We start from the raw sequence: 19,251 nt of genomic DNA on the forward strand, positions 1-19,251 counted from the left end.
GTAATCAGGTCAGGGTCGCGGTGGCCAACTTCACACCGAACCCCACGAACAGGGCGCCGACGCCACCGGTGGCGCCCGCGCTGAGGCGACGCCGCTGACGGAACCAGGCCGCCAGGCGAACGCCGCAGAAAATCAGGAACGACAGGTAGCAGAAGCTGATGGCTTCCAGGACCGCGCCCAGCACCAGAAAGGACAGCGCCGGATGGGCGTAACCGGGGTCCACGAACTGGATGAAGAAGGAGACGAAGAACAGGATCGCCTTCGGGTTCGACAGACTCAGCAGCAGGGCCTTGCGGAACGGCTGGTGGACGTCTTCGCGCAGGGTCGCCTCGGCCTGGCCCTGGGCCGGACTGCGCCAGGACTTGAGTCCGCCGCGCAACATGCCCCAGCCGAGGTAGAACAGATAGGCCGCGCCCAGATACTTGAGGATCTGGAAGAACAGTGGCTCGGCCTTGAGCAGCGAGGCGACGCCCAGGGCGGAGAGCAGCATCAGCACGGCGTCACCGAGGAACACCGCGGAAGCCGCCTGGTAACCGCTGCGGATACCGCGCTGGGCGCTGGTGGCAAGCACGAAGAAGGAGTTGGGGCCGGGCAGCAGGATGACGAACAGGGTCCCGACCACGTAGGTCCAGAAGTCGATGACACCCAGATTCGCCAGCATGAGCCTTACCCTCCTTCCGTCTTAGCGGCGTGCCGCCATGGCCTGGATGAACTTGTCGAACAGCGGTGCCACGTCGTGCGGACCAGGGCTCGCCTCGGGGTGACCCTGGAAGCTGAAGGCGACCTTGTCGGTACGCTCGATGCCCTGCAGGGTGCCGTCGAACAGCGACTTGTGGGTGGCCCGCACATTGGCCGGCAGACTGGCCTCGTCCACGGCGAAACCGTGGTTCTGGCTGGTGATCATCACCACGCCGCTGTCGAGATCCTGCACCGGATGGTTGGCGCCGTGGTGACCATTGGGCATCTTCACCGTCTTGGCGCCGGAAGCCAGGGCCAGCAACTGGTGGCCCAGGCAGATGCCGAACACCGGAATCTCGGTTTCCAGGACGTCCTGGATCGCCTTGATGGCGTAGTCGCAGGGCTCGGGATCGCCCGGGCCATTGGCCAGGAAGACACCGTCGGGCTGCAGCGCCAGGGCTTCGCTGGCCGGGGTCTGGGCCGGCAGCACGGTGATGCGGCAGCCGCGGGCCACCAGCATGCGCAGGATGTTCAGCTTGACGCCGTAGTCGAAGGCCACCACGTGATAGGGCAGCTGTTCGGCCGGGATCTCGGCGTGGCTGTCGGTCTCCAGCGACCAGACGCTGGAACGCCATTCGTAGCGTTCCTTGACGCTGACTTCCTTGGCCAGGTCCATGCCCTTGAGGCCGGGGAAGGCGCGGGCCAGTTCCAGGGCGCGCTCTTCGGTGGCGTCTTCGCCGGTGAGGATGCAGCCATCCTGGGCGCCCTTCTCGCGGAGGATGCGGGTCAGTCGACGGGTGTCGATGCCGGCGATGGCGATGGTGCCGTTTTCCCTGAGATAGTCCGGCAGCGACTGCTTGTTGCGCCAGTTGCTGGCCAGCAGCGGCAGGTCACGGATGATCAGTCCGGCGGCCCAGACCTGGGCGGCCTCGCCATCCTGCGGCGTGGTGCCGGTGTTGCCGATGTGCGGATAGGTCAGGGTGACGATCTGCTTCGCATAGGAAGGATCGGTCAGGATTTCCTGGTAGCCGGTCATGGCGGTGTTGAACACCACTTCGCCGACCGTGTGGCCGTCGGCACCGATGGATTCACCGCGAAAGATGCTGCCATCGGCAAGTGCGAGTATGGCTGGCTTAGTCAAGAAGACCTCCGAAAATCAAGCCTTGGCGGGCAAACGCAGGGTGCAAAAAAACGGGATGACATCTCGAAGAGTCATCCCGTTTTAATGTTGTGATTTCATTCTGCGCTAGCTTTTAGTGGATACACTAAAGCTGCATTGTACAGGAATTGATCACGGCTGGCACCCCCGCGAGCGGTTCAGCGCAACTCCAGCACGTCCTGCATGTCATATAGCGCCGGTTGTTTGTCCTTGAGCCAGAGGGCTGCGCGTACGGCGCCCTTGGCGAAGGTCATGCGACTGGACGCCTTGTGGGTGATCTCGACCCGCTCGCCTTCACTGGCGAACAGCACCGTGTGATCGCCCACCACGTCGCCGGCACGTACGGTGGCGAAGCCGATGGTCTGGCGATCGCGGGCACCGGTCTGGCCTTCCCGGCCATAGACGGCCACTTCTTCCAGATCACGACCCAGCGCCTGGGCAACGACCTCGCCCATGCGCAGGGCAGTACCCGAGGGCGCATCGACCTTGTGCCTGTGGTGCGCCTCGATGATCTCGATATCGACCTCGTCACCCAGCACCCGGGCAGCGGTATCCAGCAACTTGAGACAGAGATTGACGCCGACGCTGAAGTTGGCCGCGAAGACGATGGGGATTTCCTTGCTGGCCTCCAGCAGGGTCAGCTTCTGCTCGGCGGTGAAGCCGGTGGTGCCGATCACCATGGCCTTCTTCGCCTTGCGGCAGAGCGCCAGATTCTGCAGGGTCACGTTGGGGTGGGTGAAGTCGATGACGACATCGAAATCATCCAGCACCCGCGCTAGGTCACCCGACAGCATCACCCCGTTACGGCCGATGCCGGCGAGTTCGCCTGCGTCGGCACCCACCAGGCTGCTCTCGGGACGATCCACCGCGGCGGTCAGGCCGGCAGCGCCCTGGGTCTGCTGGACCGCTTCGATCAGGGTCTTGCCCATGCGCCCCGCGGCGCCCATTACAGCTATACGTCGCATCATCAGCTCCAGGCTGCTGGCCGGGCGCCGCCTCGCGACGGCGCCCCTGCCGGTTTAGAGGTCGTCGAAGAAGCGCTTCATGCCGTCGAACCAGCCACTGGCCCGGGGCGAATGGGAACTGTCGCTCTGCAGGGTGTTGCGGAATTCCTCGAGCAGCTCGCGCTGCCGCCGGCTCAGGTTGACCGGAGTCTCCACCACCACCTTGCACATCAGGTCGCCGGCGCCACCGCCACGCACGGGCGTCACGCCCTTGCCACGCAGGCGGAACATTTTGCCGGTCTGGGTACCCTCGGGGATCTTCAGCTTGACGCGGCCATCCAGGGTCGGCACTTCCAGCTCGCCACCCAGGGCGGCATCGGTGAAGTTGATCGGCACCTCGCAATAGAGATGCTTGCCGTCGCGCTGGAAGATCGAGTGCTCGCGCACATTGACCACCACGTAGAGATCGCCGCTCGGACCACCCAGGGTCCCGGCCTCGCCCTCGCCGGTCAGGCGGATGCGGTCGCCAGTGTCGACGCCCGCCGGCACCTTGACCGACAGGGTCTTCTGCTCTTCCACACGTCCCTGACCATGGCAGGCGTTGCAAGGCTCGGGAATGATCTTGCCGCTGCCGTGGCAGCGTGGGCAGGTCTGCTGCACCGAGAAGAAGCCCTGCTGCATGCGCACCTGACCGATGCCGCCGCAGGTAGGGCAGGTGGACGCCGAGGTACCCGGCTTGGCGCCGTTGCCGTCGCAGACCTTGCACTCGACCAGGGTGGGCACGCGAATGGTGACCGTGGTCCCGCGCACCGCCTCTTCCAGATCCAAGTCCAGGGTGTAGCGCAGATCGGCGCCGCGCTGCGGACCGCCACGCCCACCGGCACCACCGCGCCCACCGAAGAAGTCGCTGAAGACGTCGCCGAAGATGTCGGAGAAGCTCGCGCCACCCGCCGCACCACCGAAACCGCCGCCACCCATGCTCGGATCGACGCCAGCATGGCCGTACTGGTCGTAGGCCGAGCGCTTGCCCGCATCGGACAGCACTTCGTAGGCCTCGGCGGCCTCCTTGAACTGCTCCTCGGCAGCCGCGTCACCCGGATTGCGATCCGGGTGGTATTTCATCGCCAGGCGTCGGTAGGCCTTCTTGAGCTCGGCTTCGCTGGCGCCGCGCTCGACCCCGAGCACCTCATAGTAATCACGTTTGGCCATAGACTTTCTGCACCTTAAATTTTCTCACCCTCCAGACACGCCAACGCGGGAGCAGGCTCCCGCGTGGCGGATCCGACGGGCCGAAGCCCGTCAGGTGCGGTAAGCACGCGGCTTACTTGTTGTCCTTCACTTCCTCGAACTCGGCATCGACCACGTCGTCGCCGGGCTTCTTGGCATCACCGTCCGCCTTGGCCGAGGCGCCTTCGGCACCCGCGGCAGCACCCTGCTCGGAATAGAGCTTCTGGGCCAGCGGCGCGGAGGCCTGGGACAGGGCATTCATCTTGGCTTCGATGGCATCCTTGTCGTCGCCGCGTACCGCGGTTTCCAGTTCGCCGATGGCCTTCTCGATGGTGCTCTTCTCTTCCGCGGTGGCCTTGTCGCCGGCCTCGGTCAGCATCTTGCGGGTGCCGTGCACCAGGGCATCACCCTGGTTGCGGGCGGCAGCCAGCTCTTCGAACTTGCGATCCTCGTCGGCATTGGCCTCGGCGTCACGCACCATCTGCTGAATCTCGTCCTCGGACAGACCGGAGGACGCCTTGATGACGATGGACTGCTGCTTGCCGGTGGCCTTGTCCTTGGCGGACACGTTGAGGATGCCGTTGGCGTCGATGTCGAAGGTCACCTCGATCTGCGGCACGCCACGCGGCGCCGGCGGGATCTCGGCCAGGTCGAACTTGCCCAGCGACTTGTTCTGCGCGGCCTGCTTGCGCTCGCCCTGCAGCACGTGGATGGTCACGGCGCCCTGGTTGTCGTCGGCGGTGGAGAACACCTGCGACTTCTTGGTCGGGATGGTGGTGTTCTTCTCGATCAGCGCGGTCATCACACCACCCATGGTCTCGATGCCCAGGGTCAGCGGAGTGACGTCCAGCAGCAGCACGTCCTTGACGTCGCCGGCCAGCACGGCGCCCTGGATGGCGGCACCGATGGCGACGGCTTCATCCGGGTTGACGTCCTTGCGCGCTTCCTTGCCGAAGAAGTCGGCTACGCGCTTCTGCACCAGCGGCATGCGGGTCTGACCGCCCACCAGGATGACCTCGTGGATGTCGGAGACGTCCAGGCCGGAGTCCTTCAGCGCAGTGCGGCACGGCTCGATGGTGCGCTCGACCAGCTCTTCCACCAGGGACTCCAGCTTGGCGCGGGAGACCTTGACGTTCAGGTGCTTGGGACCGCTGGCATCGGCGGTGATGTACGGCAGGTTGACGTCGGTCTGGGTAGCCGAGGACAACTCGATCTTGGCCTTCTCGGCAGCTTCCTTCAGGCGCTGCATGGCCAGCGGGTCACCCTTGAGGTTCATGCCGCTTTCTTTCTTGAATTCTTCGACGAGATAGTCGATGAGGCGGATGTCGAAGTCTTCGCCACCCAGGAAGGTGTCGCCATTGGTGGCCAGCACCTCGAACTGATGCTCACCATCTACCTCGGCGATCTCGATGACCGAGACGTCGAAGGTGCCGCCGCCCAGGTCATAGACGATCACGGTGTGGTCGCCCTTGGCCTTGTCCAGGCCATAGGCCAGGGCAGCCGCGGTGGGCTCGTTGATGATGCGCTTGACGTCCAGACCGGCGATGCGACCGGCATCCTTGGTGGCCTGGCGCTGGCTGTCGTTGAAGTAGGCCGGTACGGTGATGACCGCCTCGGTCACGGCTTCGCCCAGGTAGTCCTCGGCGGTCTTCTTCATCTTTTTCAGGACTTCGGCAGACACCTGGGGCGGCGCCATCTTCTGGCCCTTGGCCTCGACCCAGGCGTCACCGTTGTCGGCCTTGACGATCTTGTAGGGGACCATCTCGATGTCTTTCTGCACGACGTTTTCTTCATAACGCCGACCGATCAGACGCTTGACCGCGTACAGGGTGTTCTGCGGATTGGTCACCGCCTGGCGCTTGGCCGGCTGGCCGACCAGGGTCTCGCCATCGTTGGTGTAGGCGATGATGGACGGCGTGGTACGGGTGCCTTCGGCGTTTTCCAGTACCTTGACGTTACCGTTTTCGAGGATCGCGACGCAGGAGTTGGTCGTCCCCAGGTCGATACCGATGATCTTGCCCATGTAGTCTTCTCCAGAAATCTCAGATTCCGCGCGGCCCGCTCAGGGGGCCTTTGATGTTCGCTTGCCTACCAGATGGGGCCGAGCGAAAGAATTTCAAGCCTTTTCGTCGATGCTCGGCTGCTGCGCCGCAGGTGCCTTGCTGACTACCACCATCGCCGGCCGCAGCAGGCGACCATTGAGCAGATAGCCCTTTTGAAACACCTTGAGCACGCTGCCCGGCTCGGCGGTAGCGCTCTCCTCCATGGCCATGGCCTGGTGGTGCTCCGGGTTGAAGGGCGCGCCGTGGGGATCGACGGCCTCGACCTGATAGCGCTTGAGGGTGTCCTGCAGCATCTTCAAGGTCAGCTCCATGCCTTCACGCATGGGCTTGAGGGCCTCGTCGCTGGCGTTGGACAACTCCAGGCCACGCTCCAGGCTGTCGAGCACCGGCAGGAGATCGCCGGCGAATTTTTCCAGCGCGAACTTGTGCGCCTTCTCCACATCCTGCTCGGCGCGACGACGCACGTTCTGCAGTTCGGCGACGCTGCGCAGCGACTGATCCTGGGCAGCAGCGAGCTGCTCTTCGAGCGTGGCGACGCGGGTGGCGAGATCCTCGTGCTGGACGTCGCCCTGAACGGCTGCTTCGTGCTCGGGGGTCTGGGAGTTCTGTTCGTCGGCCATGGAGTCCTCCTGTGATAATGCCGGTGGGCGCGCCCGCTAATGGACGATGCCTTGATCGATGGCGCCTATATGGGGCCGCCGGCCGGCGCTTCAAGAGCTGTATGGATTGCCAGTGCCCGAGAGGCACTGTATAAACAACCAGAAAACCGCTTTCGGAGATCGTCGCATGCTGGTGCATCTGTCCGTCCGCAACTACGCCATCGTCGAACACCTCGACCTCGACCTCGAGCGCGGCATGACCGTGATCACCGGCGAAACCGGCGCCGGCAAGTCCATCATGCTCGATGCCCTCGGCCTCACCCTGGGCGACCGCGCCGACAGCGATGCGGTAAGGCCTGGCGCCGACAAGGCCGATGTCCTGGCCAGCTTCGATACCACCGACATACCCGAGGCGCGCCAATGGCTCGCCGAGCGAGACCTGGAGCAGGACGGGCCCTGCCTGCTGCGCCGCGTCATCACCCGCGAAGGACGCTCGCGCGGCTATATCAATGGCTCGCCCTGCCCGCTGGCCGACCTCAAGACCCTCGGCGGTCTGCTGATCGACATCCACAACCAGCACGAACACCAATCGCTGCTCGGTCTCGATACCCATCGCCGCCTGCTGGACGAATACGCCGGCGCGGGCGAGCTGGTGCGCCAGGTGCAACTCGCCGCCCAGCGCTGGCGCCAGGTGCGCCAGACCCTGGAGCGCCTGACCCGCAACGGTGACGAGCAACGCGCCCGCCATCAGCTGCTCAGCTATCAGCTGGAAGAACTCGACAACCTCGCCCTGGTCGAGGGCGAGCTGCAGGCCCTGGAGCAGGAGCAGAGCGATCTGGCGAGTGCCGAGCACATCCTGCTGGCCTGCCGCCAGGCCATGGACCTCTGTACCGAGAACGAGCAGGGCAATGCCCAGTCAGCGCTCAATGCCAGCGTGGCACGCCTGACTGCCTTCGACCGCCCGCCTGCGCAGATCCAGGAAGCCAGCAACCTGCTCGCCTCCGCGCAGATCCAGATCGAGGAGGCGATGAACGAACTCAATCGCTTCGTCGATCATTTCGAAGCCGACCCGGAGCGCCAGCAGGCGGTACAGGAGCGTCTCGACAGCGTCTACAGCCTCGCCCGCAAGCATCGCGTGCAACCCGAAGCCCTGCTGGAGCTGCACGAACAGCTGCGCAACGAACTGCAATCGCTGGATGCCGACGACGTCGCTCTGGAGCGCCTGCAGGAAGAGCTGGCCGCCTTCGAGCGCCACTACCAGGAAAAGGCCGGCGAATTGAGCCGTCTGCGCGAGCAACGGGCGCCGGAGCTGGCCGCAGCGGTCGAAACCGAGATGCAGCGCCTGGGCATGCCAGGTGGCCGCTTCAGCATCACTCTCACGCCGGGCAGCACCGGCGAACCCCAGCCGGTGGGCAACGAGGGGGTCGAATTCCGCGTCAGCGCCAACCCGGGCCAGCCCCTGCGCCCACTGGCCAAGGTCGCTTCCGGTGGCGAACTGTCACGGATCAGCCTGGCCATCCAGGTCATCACCGCCCAGACCTCGCGCACGCCCACGCTGGTGTTCGACGAAGTGGACGTCGGCATCGGCGGCCCGACTGCCGAGGTGGTCGGCCAGCTGCTACGGCAGCTGGGCGAGCGCGGCCAGGTACTGACGGTCACCCACCTGCCCCAGGTAGCGGCCCAGGGGCATCAGCATCTTTTCGTGCACAAGGAACGCGGCACCGACGAGACCCGTACGGCGGTTGCAAAACTGGACCGGGCGCGCCGTGTGGAGGAAGTGGCGCGCATGCTCGGCGGCGTCGACCTTACCCGCGAATCCCTCGCCCATGCCCGCAAGCTGGTGGTCAGCCGCTAGATGCGGGCTGGCAACAGACATGAAAAAGGCGACTCGGAGTCGCCTTTTTCATGTCTGGATCTTCACTTGCGCTGACGGATGTACAGCACGAGGTTGTGATCGACCAGCTCGAAACCATGCTCTTCGACGATCTCGCGCTGACGCTTTTCGATCGAGGCATCGGTGAACTCGATGACTTCGCCGGTATCCACATCCACCATGTGATCGTGATGTCCGGTGTCGGCCAACTCGAACACGGCGTGACCGCCATCGAAATTGTGGCGCACCACCAGGCCGGCCGCTTCGAACTGGGTAAGGACCCGATAGACCGTTGCCAGCCCCACGTCCTCGCCTGCTTCCATCAGCGCCTTGTAAACGTCTTCAGCGCTCATGTGGCGCTGCTCGGTGGTGTCCAGCATCTGCAATATCTTGACGCGCGGCAGGGTCACTTTCAGACCCGCTTTGCGGAGTTCGTTGTTCTCTACCATGCTCTTTCTCGGTGCCGAGTGCTTTCGCAGCCCTCGGGAATACGGGTATGATCGGTGCTTCGTTGCCCAGCAAGATAGTGGAAGTCTCCCACCGATGCAAAACCTCAAGCAAACGCTGACCGGGCTCTCTCTGATGGGCCTAGCCATGCTCGCCGGCTGCTCTCTGCCGGGGGTTTACAAGATCGACATCCAGCAGGGCAACGTCGTCACCCAGGACATGATAGACCAGTTGCGCCCCGGAATGACCCGACAACAGGTCCGGTTTATCATGGGCTCGCCGCTGATCCAGGACACCTTCCATCCCAATCGCTGGGACTATCTGTACAGCCTGCAGGCCGCCGGTGGTCAGCGGAAACAAGAGCGTGTCAGCCTGGTGTTCAACGGTGACAACCAGTTGAGTAGCCTGGCTGGCGATTTCATGCCCGGCACCAGCCGTGAACAGCAGATCATGGGTACCGACAGTGGTACCAGCATGGATCCCACCGCGCCGGCGCAACCCGCTGCTGCGCCTGCTGCGACACCGGAAACGCCCGCCGTGCCCGGCTCGACCGAAGACACTATCCAGAAAGAGATCGATAGCGCTCGGCCGGCTGCCATCCCGACTCCCGACCGCATCCGTACCGACGGTCAGTGATCTCCAGCTAGAGGCCAGTCTTGGCTCTGGCCTTTTCGGCCCGCCGCTTGCGACTCTCCTTGGGATCCGCAAGCAGCGGGCGGTAGATCTCGACCCGTTCGCCTTCCAGCAGCTTCCTTTCTTCCGGCTTGGCGACCTGCTTGCCAAAGATGCCGACCCGATAGCCTTCGCGCTGCTCTGGCGTCAGCTGGTCGAGCAGACCCGAAGCCAGCACGGCCTGCGCGACCGTGGCGCCCTCCTCCAGCTCCAGCCTCAATAGCCATTGCCGCTCCGGCAGCGCCAGTGCCACCTCGATGGCGAGACGCTCAGCCATAGAGGGCTCGGGCACGCTGGCAGAAGGCATCCACCATGGTATTGGCCGCCTGATTGAACAGCGGGCCCAGGGTCGCGCGCACGATGGCGCTGTCGTATTCGAAGGACAGATCCAGCGAGATCTTGCAGGCCTTGTCGCCCAGTGCCTTGAATGTCCAGACGCCATGCAGCTGCTTGAAGGGCCCCTTCTCCAGATCCATGGTGATGGACTCGTCCGGCACCAGGGTATTGCGGGTCGTGAACTGCTGACTGAGGCCGCCCTTGGCCACGGTGAGACCGGCGCGCATCAGCCCTTCGTTCTGCTCCAGAATCTGGGCGGACGAGCACCACGGCAGGAACTCCGGATAACGGTCCACGTCATTAACCAGCGCATAGAGCGCTGAAGCAGGATAGGGAAGCAACGCCGAACGTTGGATGTGCGAGCTCATCGGAACCTCGTAGAATAGCGATATCGGTGTCGGACCTTGAATTTGAGGGCGGCGCTCGCATTTTACTCCCGCACCAGCCTGCCACGGTCCAGAACCGCGGTATTGTCCGTGTTTGCTCATACCCGCTCAAGCGCGTGGCGACATTTCCCCCGACTCGCTGTACCCTGGAATCATGGCCAAGCAAAAGAAAGTCTCCCCCGGTAGCATCGCGCAGAACAAGAAAGCGCTACACGAATACTTCGTCGACACCCGCTTCGAGGCAGGTGTTTCCCTGGCAGGCTGGGAGGTCAAGAGCCTAAGAGCCGGCAAGGCGCAGCTGACCGACAGCTATGTGCTGCTCAAGGACGGCGAAGCCTGGCTGCTCGGTAGCCACATCACCCCGCTACAGACTGCCAGTACCCACGTCATCGCCGACCCCACCCGCACCCGCAAGCTACTGCTGAACAAGCGCGAGCTGGGCAAGCTGTTCGGCGCGGTGCAGCAGAAGGGCTACGCCTGCGTAGCGCTGTCGCTCTACTGGAAAAAACACCTGGTCAAGTGCGAGATCGCCCTGGCCAAGGGCAAGAAGGAATTCGACAAGCGTGCCACTGAACGCGAGCGCGATTCCGACCGTGAGATCCAGCGCGCCATCCGCAAGGACGCCAAGTAGCCAAGCGGCTAAAAAAACGTTTCGTCAGCAATGACTTGCGCAGGACGGCTGGAATTCCTATAGTGAACGACCAGCAAGTTTTGGGGGCGATTAGGATTCGACGCCGGTAACGAAACTTGAGGGGCATGCCGAGCTGGTAGCAGAACTCGTAAATTCGCTGCTGCAAACTTATAGTTGCCAACGACGACAACTACGCTCTAGCTGCTTAACGCGGCTAGCAGTCGCTAGGGGATGCCTGTAAACCCGAAACGACTGTCAGATAGAACAGGATCGCCGCCAAGTTCGCTGTAGACGTAACGGCTAAAACTTATACAGCTCGCCCAAAGCACCCTGCCCGTCGGGCCGCAATGGGTTAACTCAGTAGACAGGGCTAAGCATGTAGAACCGATAGCGGAGAGCTGGCGGACGGGGGTTCAAATCCCCCCGCCTCCACCAAAAAGAAAGGGCAGCCACTGGCTGCCCTTTTTCTTTGCCTGATCAACGAGGCCCTAAAAAGGTAATGCCTACCTGACAGCTGAACGAATCGACTGGTAGATGGATTAAATCCAGGCCTACTGGAGCTTGGCAGGGAGCACCAAAAAGACCTTGCCCAAAATTCGTTAAGTATTTCGTCAAAATTCCGCCAATTTTGGCTCGTAAATTTTACAAATTCTAGAAAGCTGAGGGTGGACTACCGTTCGTCGGATCTGCGTCGCATCACCACACCGCCTAAGCTCGAAATAGCGTTTCGGATCAAGGACAGCCTGGCCGGTCATCGAATCCGACGACGAGCCGATACACAGAGATTACCTCGCGCCTCACAGCCCCCCCGTAAAGACTTGACCAAGCAGCTGAAGCCGCTGCTAACGGCCAGAGCTTGTAGCGACACGTCCCACCGCGCTTGATATCCACCTGGTACTCTGCCAGCTGATCGCGTCACGCTGGCTACCGAATGCCATCGAACCCTTTTCCCACTATTCCAGGCTCCCATCATTCAGCTATCTGCCTTCGGTAATACATTCATAGGCCAATGTATAGCTGACATCGTATTGTCGGGACGCCGGAGTATAGGTCGAACCGGACAGAGTTAGTACAAAACTCTACTTGAACGCTACAAAGCAGGTTGAGATTGCAGCCTTCGCATTTATTGTAACGATACTAGGCACTCTTGTATTTCCACTTTCGCACTGCCTCCTGCTGATCGACTGGTATGTATCGCATAGCTCTCTCTAAAAGCTCAAAAACGCGAGCTTTATCAATAGCTAGTGGCAGCCAATCGTCTAAGACCACAAAATCTGGTGACAAACCTCGCAACACCGCATCTATCACCAAATCCGCCGCAGCTCGAATATGACTAGCGGCGAAGACTGGAGAGCTTTCGTATGGAATACTTAACTCATCCAAAATACTCGTACAGTCATAGATACCCTCGCTACCGAAATATTTATTTGTATTGGTAGGACAGCCTTCCCCAGAGATAAACGACCGAGACAGTTTTCGCCTAGGGCGAAAAAAAGTTTGCTGCAAATGCCAATCACCACTGGCACCAGATCCTGGTATATTTAAGGCTGCCATGCCGCCAAGATAGCAACCTTTATTAAGCTTAGGTATTGAGAATTGACTTATCATACCCTACAACCTCTACTATATCCGCCAAGATCTGATCGTAGCTTACACGATAGCCGAGCACCGAAAGTAAAACCAATCTTATTATCAATATAGAAAGTAACGTCACCCCGCCTATTTGCAGAGACCCAACCCTCCAATTTTACCGCAACAACCAAAAAACCAAACAACCAACTGTTTATTAAGGAGTGAAAATTGCTTCATTGGATCGCAATGTACATAATCTTTGCAGTCTGTTACGCAATTACTGCTCGTTTATGGAACGGGCCTCTTTTCATAAGAACTAGATCGAAACATTTCCCTTGGAAGCTGAATTATAGCTTCCGATGGTGGGGCACTCATGAGTGGTCTGCAGCTAGCGTGGCGCTCTCCCTGATAGCCGTAATAGTGGTGTTCGTATGGAAATGTCTAGGCGGGCCAGTAGCACCAGCATTCGGAAAAGGACTTTTATTCGCTGTCTGTTTAACGTCGTCTATTTATTCTATACATCATCACAAAATCATAAAGAAATTTAAAGATCATAGCTGGTGGCTTACGTTACTCACCGCCTCGGCAACAATTTTCCTTATAATTACAGCAAGTGCCTATGCCGACTCTTTTATATTGGATGCCACAAGAACAGACCCCTCTAAGTTTCCGCTATCCCAAAAAGCCGTATCGACCTCAATACTTGTAACCTTATGGTGCTACATCGCAACCCTCATACTAAGTGTTATCGCCCTTACAAAATACTTCTGGGACGTCATGACACTTAAGCTATCAGTACCAAACCCCGAAAAAACACTAGGAGTAAAAATAAACCAAAATGATTATAGGTCGAGCGCAGCTCACCGAAGACACAAAACTCACAAACTAATATCAAATGTCGGCGCAGTTTTTACGATAATAATACTAATGAACTTCTGGGAGTACATATCCATTCAATACGAAAAGATCATGCAAGAGGTCCTGGTTTTTACATCGTTCCACTTGCATCCCAAAGACTGTGGCATTCGAGGTGCTTCTACTGAAGCGTGGATTGCCCTGATCGGGGACGACATAGCAATCTTAGCTTCACCAAAGGGTTCCGGATATATATTCGAAAGAGTTTCTTGCACGATACTTACAAAGCAAGAAATTCGGAATAATCAAATAGAAACGATATCGAAGGATCAATACCTGTAAAGCTAAAATGTTAAACCACACCGCCGCACATATTCTGGCCGGCTTGGAAAACCACTACCGCCGCCTAAAACAGAAGGTATACGACTTGCGCTTAGATGCATAAGGTGCAATCTCACAGCCGCTAGTTGAATAGGTGTGGCAATCGACGCTGACAGCAGCGCCTCACATACGAGGTACCGAGAGGACAACGTAGAAATTCACCACACATGGAGCAGCACGGTCGCCACATAACGATAGGCCAGGTGATAACCCGCACCTATCTGGGCGTTACATGCGCATACGGGATATCGAGGGGTTCCCGATAAAATGAAATTAGCGACAGCGGCTGCAGTAACTTGATGATGGAGTACCACTCTGTTTTGCAGGAAAAACACAAGTCAGCCTCTGAGACTACTTGATCACTACAGGCAACGGCACACTGCGCAGAACTAGTAATATGAGAACGTTTTAAGTTATCTGTAGCCTAGCGCCGCAAGCTCGGTCTTGACAGTTTCGAGCAACACGCTCGCGGCCTCCGGCGGATTCTGTTCCGCATAAGCCGCTAGGAGTAGGGTCACAGGATGAATCTTTAACACATCAGCCAGCTGATCAAGCTTCTCAATGGTGGGGCACTTTAGGCCACGTTCAAGGCTACTCAGATAGGTTCGACTACTCACCAAGGCGAAATCTTCCTGAGTCAACCCCTTCGCAACTCGAATACGCTTAAGGGTGGTGCCGAAAACTCGCTTCAATTCCATTTTTTTCATGCTCAAAAACGGAATATGAAGCGCGCCCGCGCCCTATAGCGCTACAATCTATAGGGTTCGCTTGGAGGGCAAAATATGTTTCGCACGCACCGATCTATGCTGATTAGCAGTCCAGAACACAGTTCCGAGAACGCTATATGGGGCTGCATTGAGCACTGCATCCAATTGCCATGGCTTTACATCACTATTCGAAAAAGGAATGGCAATGAGACCATGGCTTTACAAATCATGGATCCAGAGCTATTTGTAGAATTGCTAGAGCAAGACTCGGATTCTTCTTGGGTGGAAACAGTTCAACTCGTTTCACCGCCGCAGATGAACGGATCAACCTTATGGGTGATGGAAGAACTAATCCAATTTTCGCACGTGTACCACCCGGACATAGGCGGATCAGAGCTTTATGAAGTTGCTAACGGACGGTCCTACACAATGGTGGATCTCGATAAAATCGCCAATACTGTTAAAGTAAAGAAAACAATAATTTACACATCAAATAAATTAAAAAAGAAAGGCGAGTAAAACCGCTGTGGCGCGGATAAAACCAACTTAAAGCTAGCGGGAGGCTATATAAAACAGAAGCATAAATTTTATATTTCGCCCAACATTTACATATCGAAAGCTATCGCAGACCATTACCTAGCGCTTACTATCAGAGCCTGGAACCTATATGAGCTGAAACATTTTTTTCGTGTAAGCTTAAATTGACTTGAGCTAAGTTCGACCCAGAAACGACGTTAGTAACAGATATGCCCTTCGAGACTCCTCTCCTAAAGGGCGCCAATCAGGCCCATTTTTCTATATTCCTTCACGTCTGTATGATACCAGTACACCGCGTAAAGCCGCCAACCAAGCGTGTCCTCCAAGGAGAAACTATACATTGGGACTAGGCCTAGCGGGTCATTTTGGCTATTCAGCAGCGGAAGCTTAACTACCCGTAAGCCTTAGATACCGCATCCCTAGCGCTTCGAAACACATATATCCTGTGTCTGATAATCGCCGATTAGTACACTCCCTGCCAATGGGAAGACGTCAGCTCTGGATGGCACCTCCTTACCCTGACAACTCACTCAGGACCAGACGAGGCCAAAGAGCCACCAAGAAATCTCTGCAGAATCAGTAGCTAGGGCGCGTAGTGTTAGAGAAGCTGTTTAATACGGCCCAGTAAGGCCTCAGCGATGATAGGTGAGACGCTATTGCCGATCATCCTGAAGCTGTGCCACGTCGTAGAGTGAAAGATAAAGTCGTCATGGAAACCCTGCAGTCGCGCGGCCTCTCTCGGCGTAATGACTCTGTTTTCATCCGGATGCAGTGGCCTAACCGACTGATAGGAGCCCCGATCACTTCCTGTTCCCGCTCGAAGCGTAGGGCAAAGTCCACTCCACTCGAGTCGCTTGTGCTTACCCACGACATCCACGCTCCCTTGGGGAACCATCGAAAAGCGCTTTATCGTCTCCATTTTATGTACCGTTCGCTGGTGACCAGTGAAGGAGCCAGATTTGGAGCGCATGCGCTTTGCATATTTGGAAAGGTTCAAAGACTTGCCATAAACCCAGTGGCCGTTGCCATCACCGACGCCCGGAGGTACGGCGTCTTTCAAGTCGATGATGGCATCGCTGACTGTTGTCGAACAGGAGGCAGGCTCAGTAAGGTAACCGAGGTCCGGGGCGTTGAGCTTTAGGGAGTTAAATCCAAATACGAACACCCTTTTCCGTTTGGTTGGAGCGCCGAAATGGGAGGCATCCAGAATCACTGGACCTAAGACTTTCCAGTGGCTACCGAGCTGCCTAAGCGCATCATCGAGTACTGGTCTATTCTCTGGAAATGCCAACCCAGGAACGTTCTCCATGACAAAGAATTTAGGCTGGACTTCCTCAACTATGCGGAAAAAATGCCCAACAAGTGACCGCCTAGGGTCATCGGGCAGACGCCTGCCAATGCTGCTGAATGCCTGACAAGGCGGGCCTCCCACAATGCCATCGACGCCGTCAGGGATATAGGGACGAAGCCCCTGCCACGTCAACGTCGAAACGTCATCATGAAGGAAGGGTATAGTCGGAAAATTGACAGGGAATGAGCTGGATAGAATTGGATCGATATCCACAGCCAAGCAGGTCTTGAAACCGGCATTTTTGGAGCCGAGCGCAAGCCCGCCGCATCCACTAAAAAGGTCGAGTAGGATAGGCATCATCAGAAGTCCATAGGTACTACTACACCATACGCGATCAGAAGCTTTTTGTCGATCGTGACGGCTAGCGAAACGCTAGCAAAGCCGTCATTATCGCATAAGAAAAAGGAGTTACATGATGGCTGGAACGGACATACCGCAACGCAAAGAGATCAACGCTCATCCTACGAAGTCGTTTTTCGTAGACATGCTGACCCGCGACATTCCGCTTGAGCAGGCAGTGCTCGACCTCGTCGATAACTGCGTCGATGGAGCCAAGCGAATAGCTGCCAGTAAGGGAGGCAGCCCTGCACGCCCCTATGATGGCTGCAAGGTAGAAATCGTGCTTAACAGCCACCAGTTCAGTATTTATGACAACTGTGGCGGATTCGATGTCGAAACTGCTCAAGAGTATGCCTTTCGTTTCGGCCGACCTGCAGCAGCAACTAGAACTGCGCACTCAATTGGCCAGTTTGGCGTAGGCATGAAGCGGGCGCTTTTCAAATTCGGTCGGCATTTTAGAGTTGAGTCCTCTACCTCATCGGAGACATGGGCTGTAGATGTTGACGTTGAGGAGTGGGAGACAGAGACTGGCGGCTGGAGCTTTCCATGGGCCGAAGTGCAATCCAATAGAATCGGGCAAGACAGGCCCGGAACAGACATTTTGGTAACCAAGCTGAGGCGCGAGGTAGCAGCTAAATTCGGTACGACCTATTTTTTCAACTCGATTATTGGCCTGATCAAGTCAAAGCACAGGCAATTCATTTCAGACGGGCTCGATATAAAAGTTAACGATACCCGAATCGATGCCACCAATATTTACTTACTTGTTGGCGATGGATTCAAACCCGGTACCGATATCCTAGAATTTACAGAAGCTGATGCTGCTACCGTTACCGCCAAGATCATAGTAGGCTTAGGAAAGTCATCTCCGAAAGAGGCTGGTTGGAATGTTATATGTAATGGCAGGGTCATATTAGAAGCTGACCGCAGACCTCAAACTGGGTGGGGCTTACTCGAGGAAAGTGCCGAGAGGATGATAATCCCTAGCTTTCACAACCAGTTTGCTAGGTTTAGAGGCATAGTATCATTTGACTCAGATGATTCGTCTCGAATCCCTTGGAATACAACAAAAACGGATGTAGACGTAGATAGCAATATTTGGCGTACTACATTCCAACGCATGTTAGAAATGATGCGCCCGGTGATCAATTTCCTTAACGAACTAGACGCCGATATTGACGAAAACACTAAAGAGAAAAGTCCTCTCTTGGAGTTCGTTACCAAGGCTGCACCTCAAGGCCCAGAGACGTTCCAGGTAAAATCGGACTTCACTGCACCGAATCGAACTTCCGTTGCGAGGGGTCCAAAGCTGGTAAAGATACAATTCTCACGTAAAGTCGACGATGTTGAGTTCCTACAGGACGCTTTGGGAGTAACATCAGCTAAGGCTGTGGGTGAAACGTGCTTTGACATGATTTTGACGAGGCAGCGCGACTAATGAGCAGCAGCTTCCGAAAAATCGACTACTCTCTACGGCCGGCAAAATATGCTGAGCGAAAAATGCTAGTTGACGTTCTTCGTCGGCTCACTCCATTCCAAGCAGTTGAGGACTACTGCTACATTGGGTTTGGCTCAGTATGGTTTTCGGATTTTATTTTGTTTCATCGCATGCTTGGTATAAACAAAATGATTTCCATCGAGCAAGCAGAAACAGCGCGAGCCCGCTTCGAAGAAAACAGGCCATTCAACATTAATATAGAGTTCGGTAACTCGTCTACTGTTCTCCCAAGCTTAGATTGGTCAGAGCGAGTTATTGTGTGGCTTGATTATGATGACCCTCTTGAGCCCGAAATGCTTCAGGATGTCCGATCAATCGCGAATCGGGCTCGCTCGGGTTCGGTTCTGGCAGTATCGTTGCAATGTGTTAAAGCCCCATCCTATGTCGATTATGAACGAGATATGGATGAGGGAAAGATGACCGCGATCGAGCGCTTTAGGCAAACATTTGGCCGAGAGCGGGTTCCAGATGATGCTCGCGATGATGATCTCACAGGCTGGCCATATGGGACTTTGAGTCGAAAAATGCTGATAAACGAAATCGAATTAGCCCTTGCCGAACGCAACCTAAGTTCCAACACCAACCTTAAATTTAAAGCGATTTGCGAGATCGAGTATCGAGATGATGCTCGCATGTGTACCCTTGTTGGAGCTTTCGTTGAAGATGATGAAAATGAACGGCTTGAGGCGTGCGCTTTCCAGAGACTCGACTTTATGCCAGCGAATCAACGGCCTATTCGGATAGAAATGCCAAAATTGACAATTCGCGAGCTGCGAAAAATTGAGCAACAGCTGCCTAAGCCTGCGGAACGAGAACTAGAGCTAGGTTCTATACCCGCGTCAGATGCCGAAAAGTTTTCTAGAATGTATAGATATCTTCCAAACTTCGCTGTAATGGAAATTTAAAATATCGACAGACACGGATAGCGTCGCCTTGTTATCGTTAGTTTAAATAATCTTAAACCGCAAAACTACTGAATAGGTCGTGTGACAGGTT

19 protein-coding genes and 1 other RNA gene are annotated in these 19,251 nt (G+C 57.1%); 8 read left to right on the forward strand and 12 right to left on the reverse strand.

Features of this window, described 5'->3' with window-relative positions; genetic code table 11:
* Positions 1–4 precede the first annotated feature (4 nt).
* The 6 genes from leuE to grpE all read right to left on the reverse strand — a co-directional run bounded on the left by leuE (position 5) and on the right by grpE (position 6,691).
* Positions 5–661 carry a leucine efflux protein LeuE gene (gene leuE / locus OMP44_RS23385; protein ID WP_007162660.1) on the reverse strand — a complete coding sequence of 219 codons (657 nt, stop codon included), beginning with the start codon at positions 659–661 and terminating at the stop codon, positions 5–7.
* Between the two features lie 21 nt (positions 662–682).
* On the reverse strand, positions 683–1,819 hold the full coding sequence (gene carA, locus OMP44_RS23390; protein ID WP_187980469.1) for a glutamine-hydrolyzing carbamoyl-phosphate synthase small subunit: 1,137 nt from the start codon (positions 1,817–1,819) through the stop codon (positions 683–685).
* 176 nt (positions 1,820–1,995) lie between these two features.
* Complete coding sequence (gene dapB / locus OMP44_RS23395; RefSeq protein ID WP_133863034.1) at positions 1,996–2,802, reverse strand: 4-hydroxy-tetrahydrodipicolinate reductase; 807 nt, start codon at positions 2,800–2,802, stop codon at positions 1,996–1,998.
* A 54-nt stretch (positions 2,803–2,856) separates the two neighbouring features.
* Positions 2,857–3,990 (reverse strand): molecular chaperone DnaJ, encoded by a 1,134-nt coding sequence (gene dnaJ / locus OMP44_RS23400; RefSeq protein WP_007162663.1) that lies wholly within the window; start codon positions 3,988–3,990, stop codon positions 2,857–2,859.
* Positions 3,991–4,102: 112 nt separating this feature from the next.
* Positions 4,103–6,031 (reverse strand): molecular chaperone DnaK, encoded by a 1,929-nt coding sequence (gene dnaK / locus OMP44_RS23405; protein ID WP_133863033.1) that lies wholly within the window; start codon positions 6,029–6,031, stop codon positions 4,103–4,105.
* Between the two features lie 93 nt (positions 6,032–6,124).
* Entirely contained in the window at positions 6,125–6,691 is a 567-nt protein-coding gene (gene grpE / locus OMP44_RS23410; protein WP_280311447.1) for a nucleotide exchange factor GrpE, read from the reverse strand.
* A 166-nt stretch (positions 6,692–6,857) separates the two neighbouring features.
* On the opposite strand from grpE, the gene recN reads away from it, so the two are divergent.
* A complete protein-coding gene (recN, locus tag OMP44_RS23415; RefSeq protein WP_273861262.1) occupies positions 6,858–8,525 on the forward strand; it encodes a DNA repair protein RecN in 1,668 nt (555 codons plus the stop codon).
* A 62-nt stretch (positions 8,526–8,587) separates the two neighbouring features.
* Here the strand turns inward: recN and fur are convergent, their stop codons facing one another.
* Complete coding sequence (fur, locus tag OMP44_RS23420; RefSeq protein WP_007162667.1) at positions 8,588–8,992, reverse strand: ferric iron uptake transcriptional regulator; 405 nt, start codon at positions 8,990–8,992, stop codon at positions 8,588–8,590.
* A gap of 94 nt (positions 8,993–9,086) precedes the next feature.
* Between fur and OMP44_RS23425 the strand changes: the two genes are divergently transcribed.
* Complete coding sequence (locus OMP44_RS23425; protein WP_187980471.1) at positions 9,087–9,626, forward strand: outer membrane protein assembly factor BamE; 540 nt, start codon at positions 9,087–9,089, stop codon at positions 9,624–9,626.
* Positions 9,627–9,633: 7 nt separating this feature from the next.
* Here OMP44_RS23425 and OMP44_RS23430 read toward each other — a convergent pair whose 3' ends face one another.
* Entirely contained in the window at positions 9,634–9,939 is a 306-nt protein-coding gene (locus tag OMP44_RS23430; protein WP_187980472.1) for an RnfH family protein, read from the reverse strand.
* Positions 9,932–10,366: a type II toxin-antitoxin system RatA family toxin gene (locus OMP44_RS23435; protein WP_133863028.1), complete on the reverse strand. Its 435-nt coding sequence runs from the start codon at positions 10,364–10,366 to the stop codon at positions 9,932–9,934. The genes OMP44_RS23430 and OMP44_RS23435 overlap by 8 nt, the downstream gene beginning before the upstream one ends.
* Positions 10,367–10,538: 172 nt before the next feature.
* Between OMP44_RS23435 and smpB the strand changes: the two genes are divergently transcribed.
* Together smpB and ssrA are read left to right on the forward strand one after the other, a co-directional pair.
* Positions 10,539–11,015 carry an SsrA-binding protein SmpB gene (gene smpB / locus OMP44_RS23440; protein ID WP_007162671.1) on the forward strand — a complete coding sequence of 159 codons (477 nt, stop codon included), beginning with the start codon at positions 10,539–10,541 and terminating at the stop codon, positions 11,013–11,015.
* An 82-nt stretch (positions 11,016–11,097) separates the two neighbouring features.
* Positions 11,098–11,450, forward strand: a transfer-messenger RNA (tmRNA) gene (gene ssrA, locus OMP44_RS23445).
* A 702-nt stretch (positions 11,451–12,152) separates the two neighbouring features.
* On the opposite strand, the gene OMP44_RS23450 is transcribed toward ssrA, so the two are convergent.
* A complete protein-coding gene (locus tag OMP44_RS23450; RefSeq protein ID WP_280311448.1) occupies positions 12,153–12,623 on the reverse strand; it encodes a hypothetical protein in 471 nt (156 codons plus the stop codon).
* Between the two features lie 357 nt (positions 12,624–12,980).
* On the opposite strand from OMP44_RS23450, the gene OMP44_RS23455 reads away from it, so the two are divergent.
* Positions 12,981–13,784, forward strand: coding sequence for a hypothetical protein (locus tag OMP44_RS23455; RefSeq protein WP_280311449.1), 804 nt, complete (start codon positions 12,981–12,983; stop codon positions 13,782–13,784).
* A gap of 452 nt (positions 13,785–14,236) precedes the next feature.
* On the opposite strand, the gene OMP44_RS23460 is transcribed toward OMP44_RS23455, so the two are convergent.
* The gene (locus tag OMP44_RS23460) at positions 14,237–14,530 is read right to left on the reverse strand and encodes a helix-turn-helix domain-containing protein (RefSeq protein ID WP_348529691.1); all 294 of its coding nucleotides are present in this window, start codon (positions 14,528–14,530) and stop codon (positions 14,237–14,239) included.
* A gap of 213 nt (positions 14,531–14,743) precedes the next feature.
* Between OMP44_RS23460 and OMP44_RS23465 the strand changes: the two genes are divergently transcribed.
* Positions 14,744–15,049, forward strand: a complete 306-nt coding sequence (locus OMP44_RS23465; protein WP_280311450.1) for a hypothetical protein — start codon at positions 14,744–14,746, stop codon at positions 15,047–15,049.
* 616 nt (positions 15,050–15,665) lie between these two features.
* Here OMP44_RS23465 and OMP44_RS23470 read toward each other — a convergent pair.
* Positions 15,666–16,715 (reverse strand): DNA cytosine methyltransferase, encoded by a 1,050-nt coding sequence (locus OMP44_RS23470; protein ID WP_280311451.1) that lies wholly within the window; start codon positions 16,713–16,715, stop codon positions 15,666–15,668.
* A 118-nt stretch (positions 16,716–16,833) separates the two neighbouring features.
* On the opposite strand from OMP44_RS23470, the gene OMP44_RS23475 reads away from it, so the two are divergent.
* Both OMP44_RS23475 and OMP44_RS23480 read left to right on the forward strand, forming a co-directional pair.
* Positions 16,834–18,195: an ATP-binding protein gene (locus tag OMP44_RS23475; RefSeq protein ID WP_280311452.1), complete on the forward strand. Its 1,362-nt coding sequence runs from the start codon at positions 16,834–16,836 to the stop codon at positions 18,193–18,195.
* Positions 18,195–19,160 (forward strand): O-methyltransferase, encoded by a 966-nt coding sequence (locus OMP44_RS23480; RefSeq protein WP_280311453.1) that lies wholly within the window; start codon positions 18,195–18,197, stop codon positions 19,158–19,160. The genes OMP44_RS23475 and OMP44_RS23480 overlap by 1 nt, the downstream gene beginning before the upstream one ends.
* Positions 19,161–19,251: the final 91 nt, after the last annotated feature.

Origin of the sequence: Pseudomonas flavocrustae (assembly GCF_029872515.1) — a bacterium.
Lineage (GTDB): Bacteria > Pseudomonadota > Gammaproteobacteria > Pseudomonadales > Pseudomonadaceae > Chryseomonas > Chryseomonas aestiva.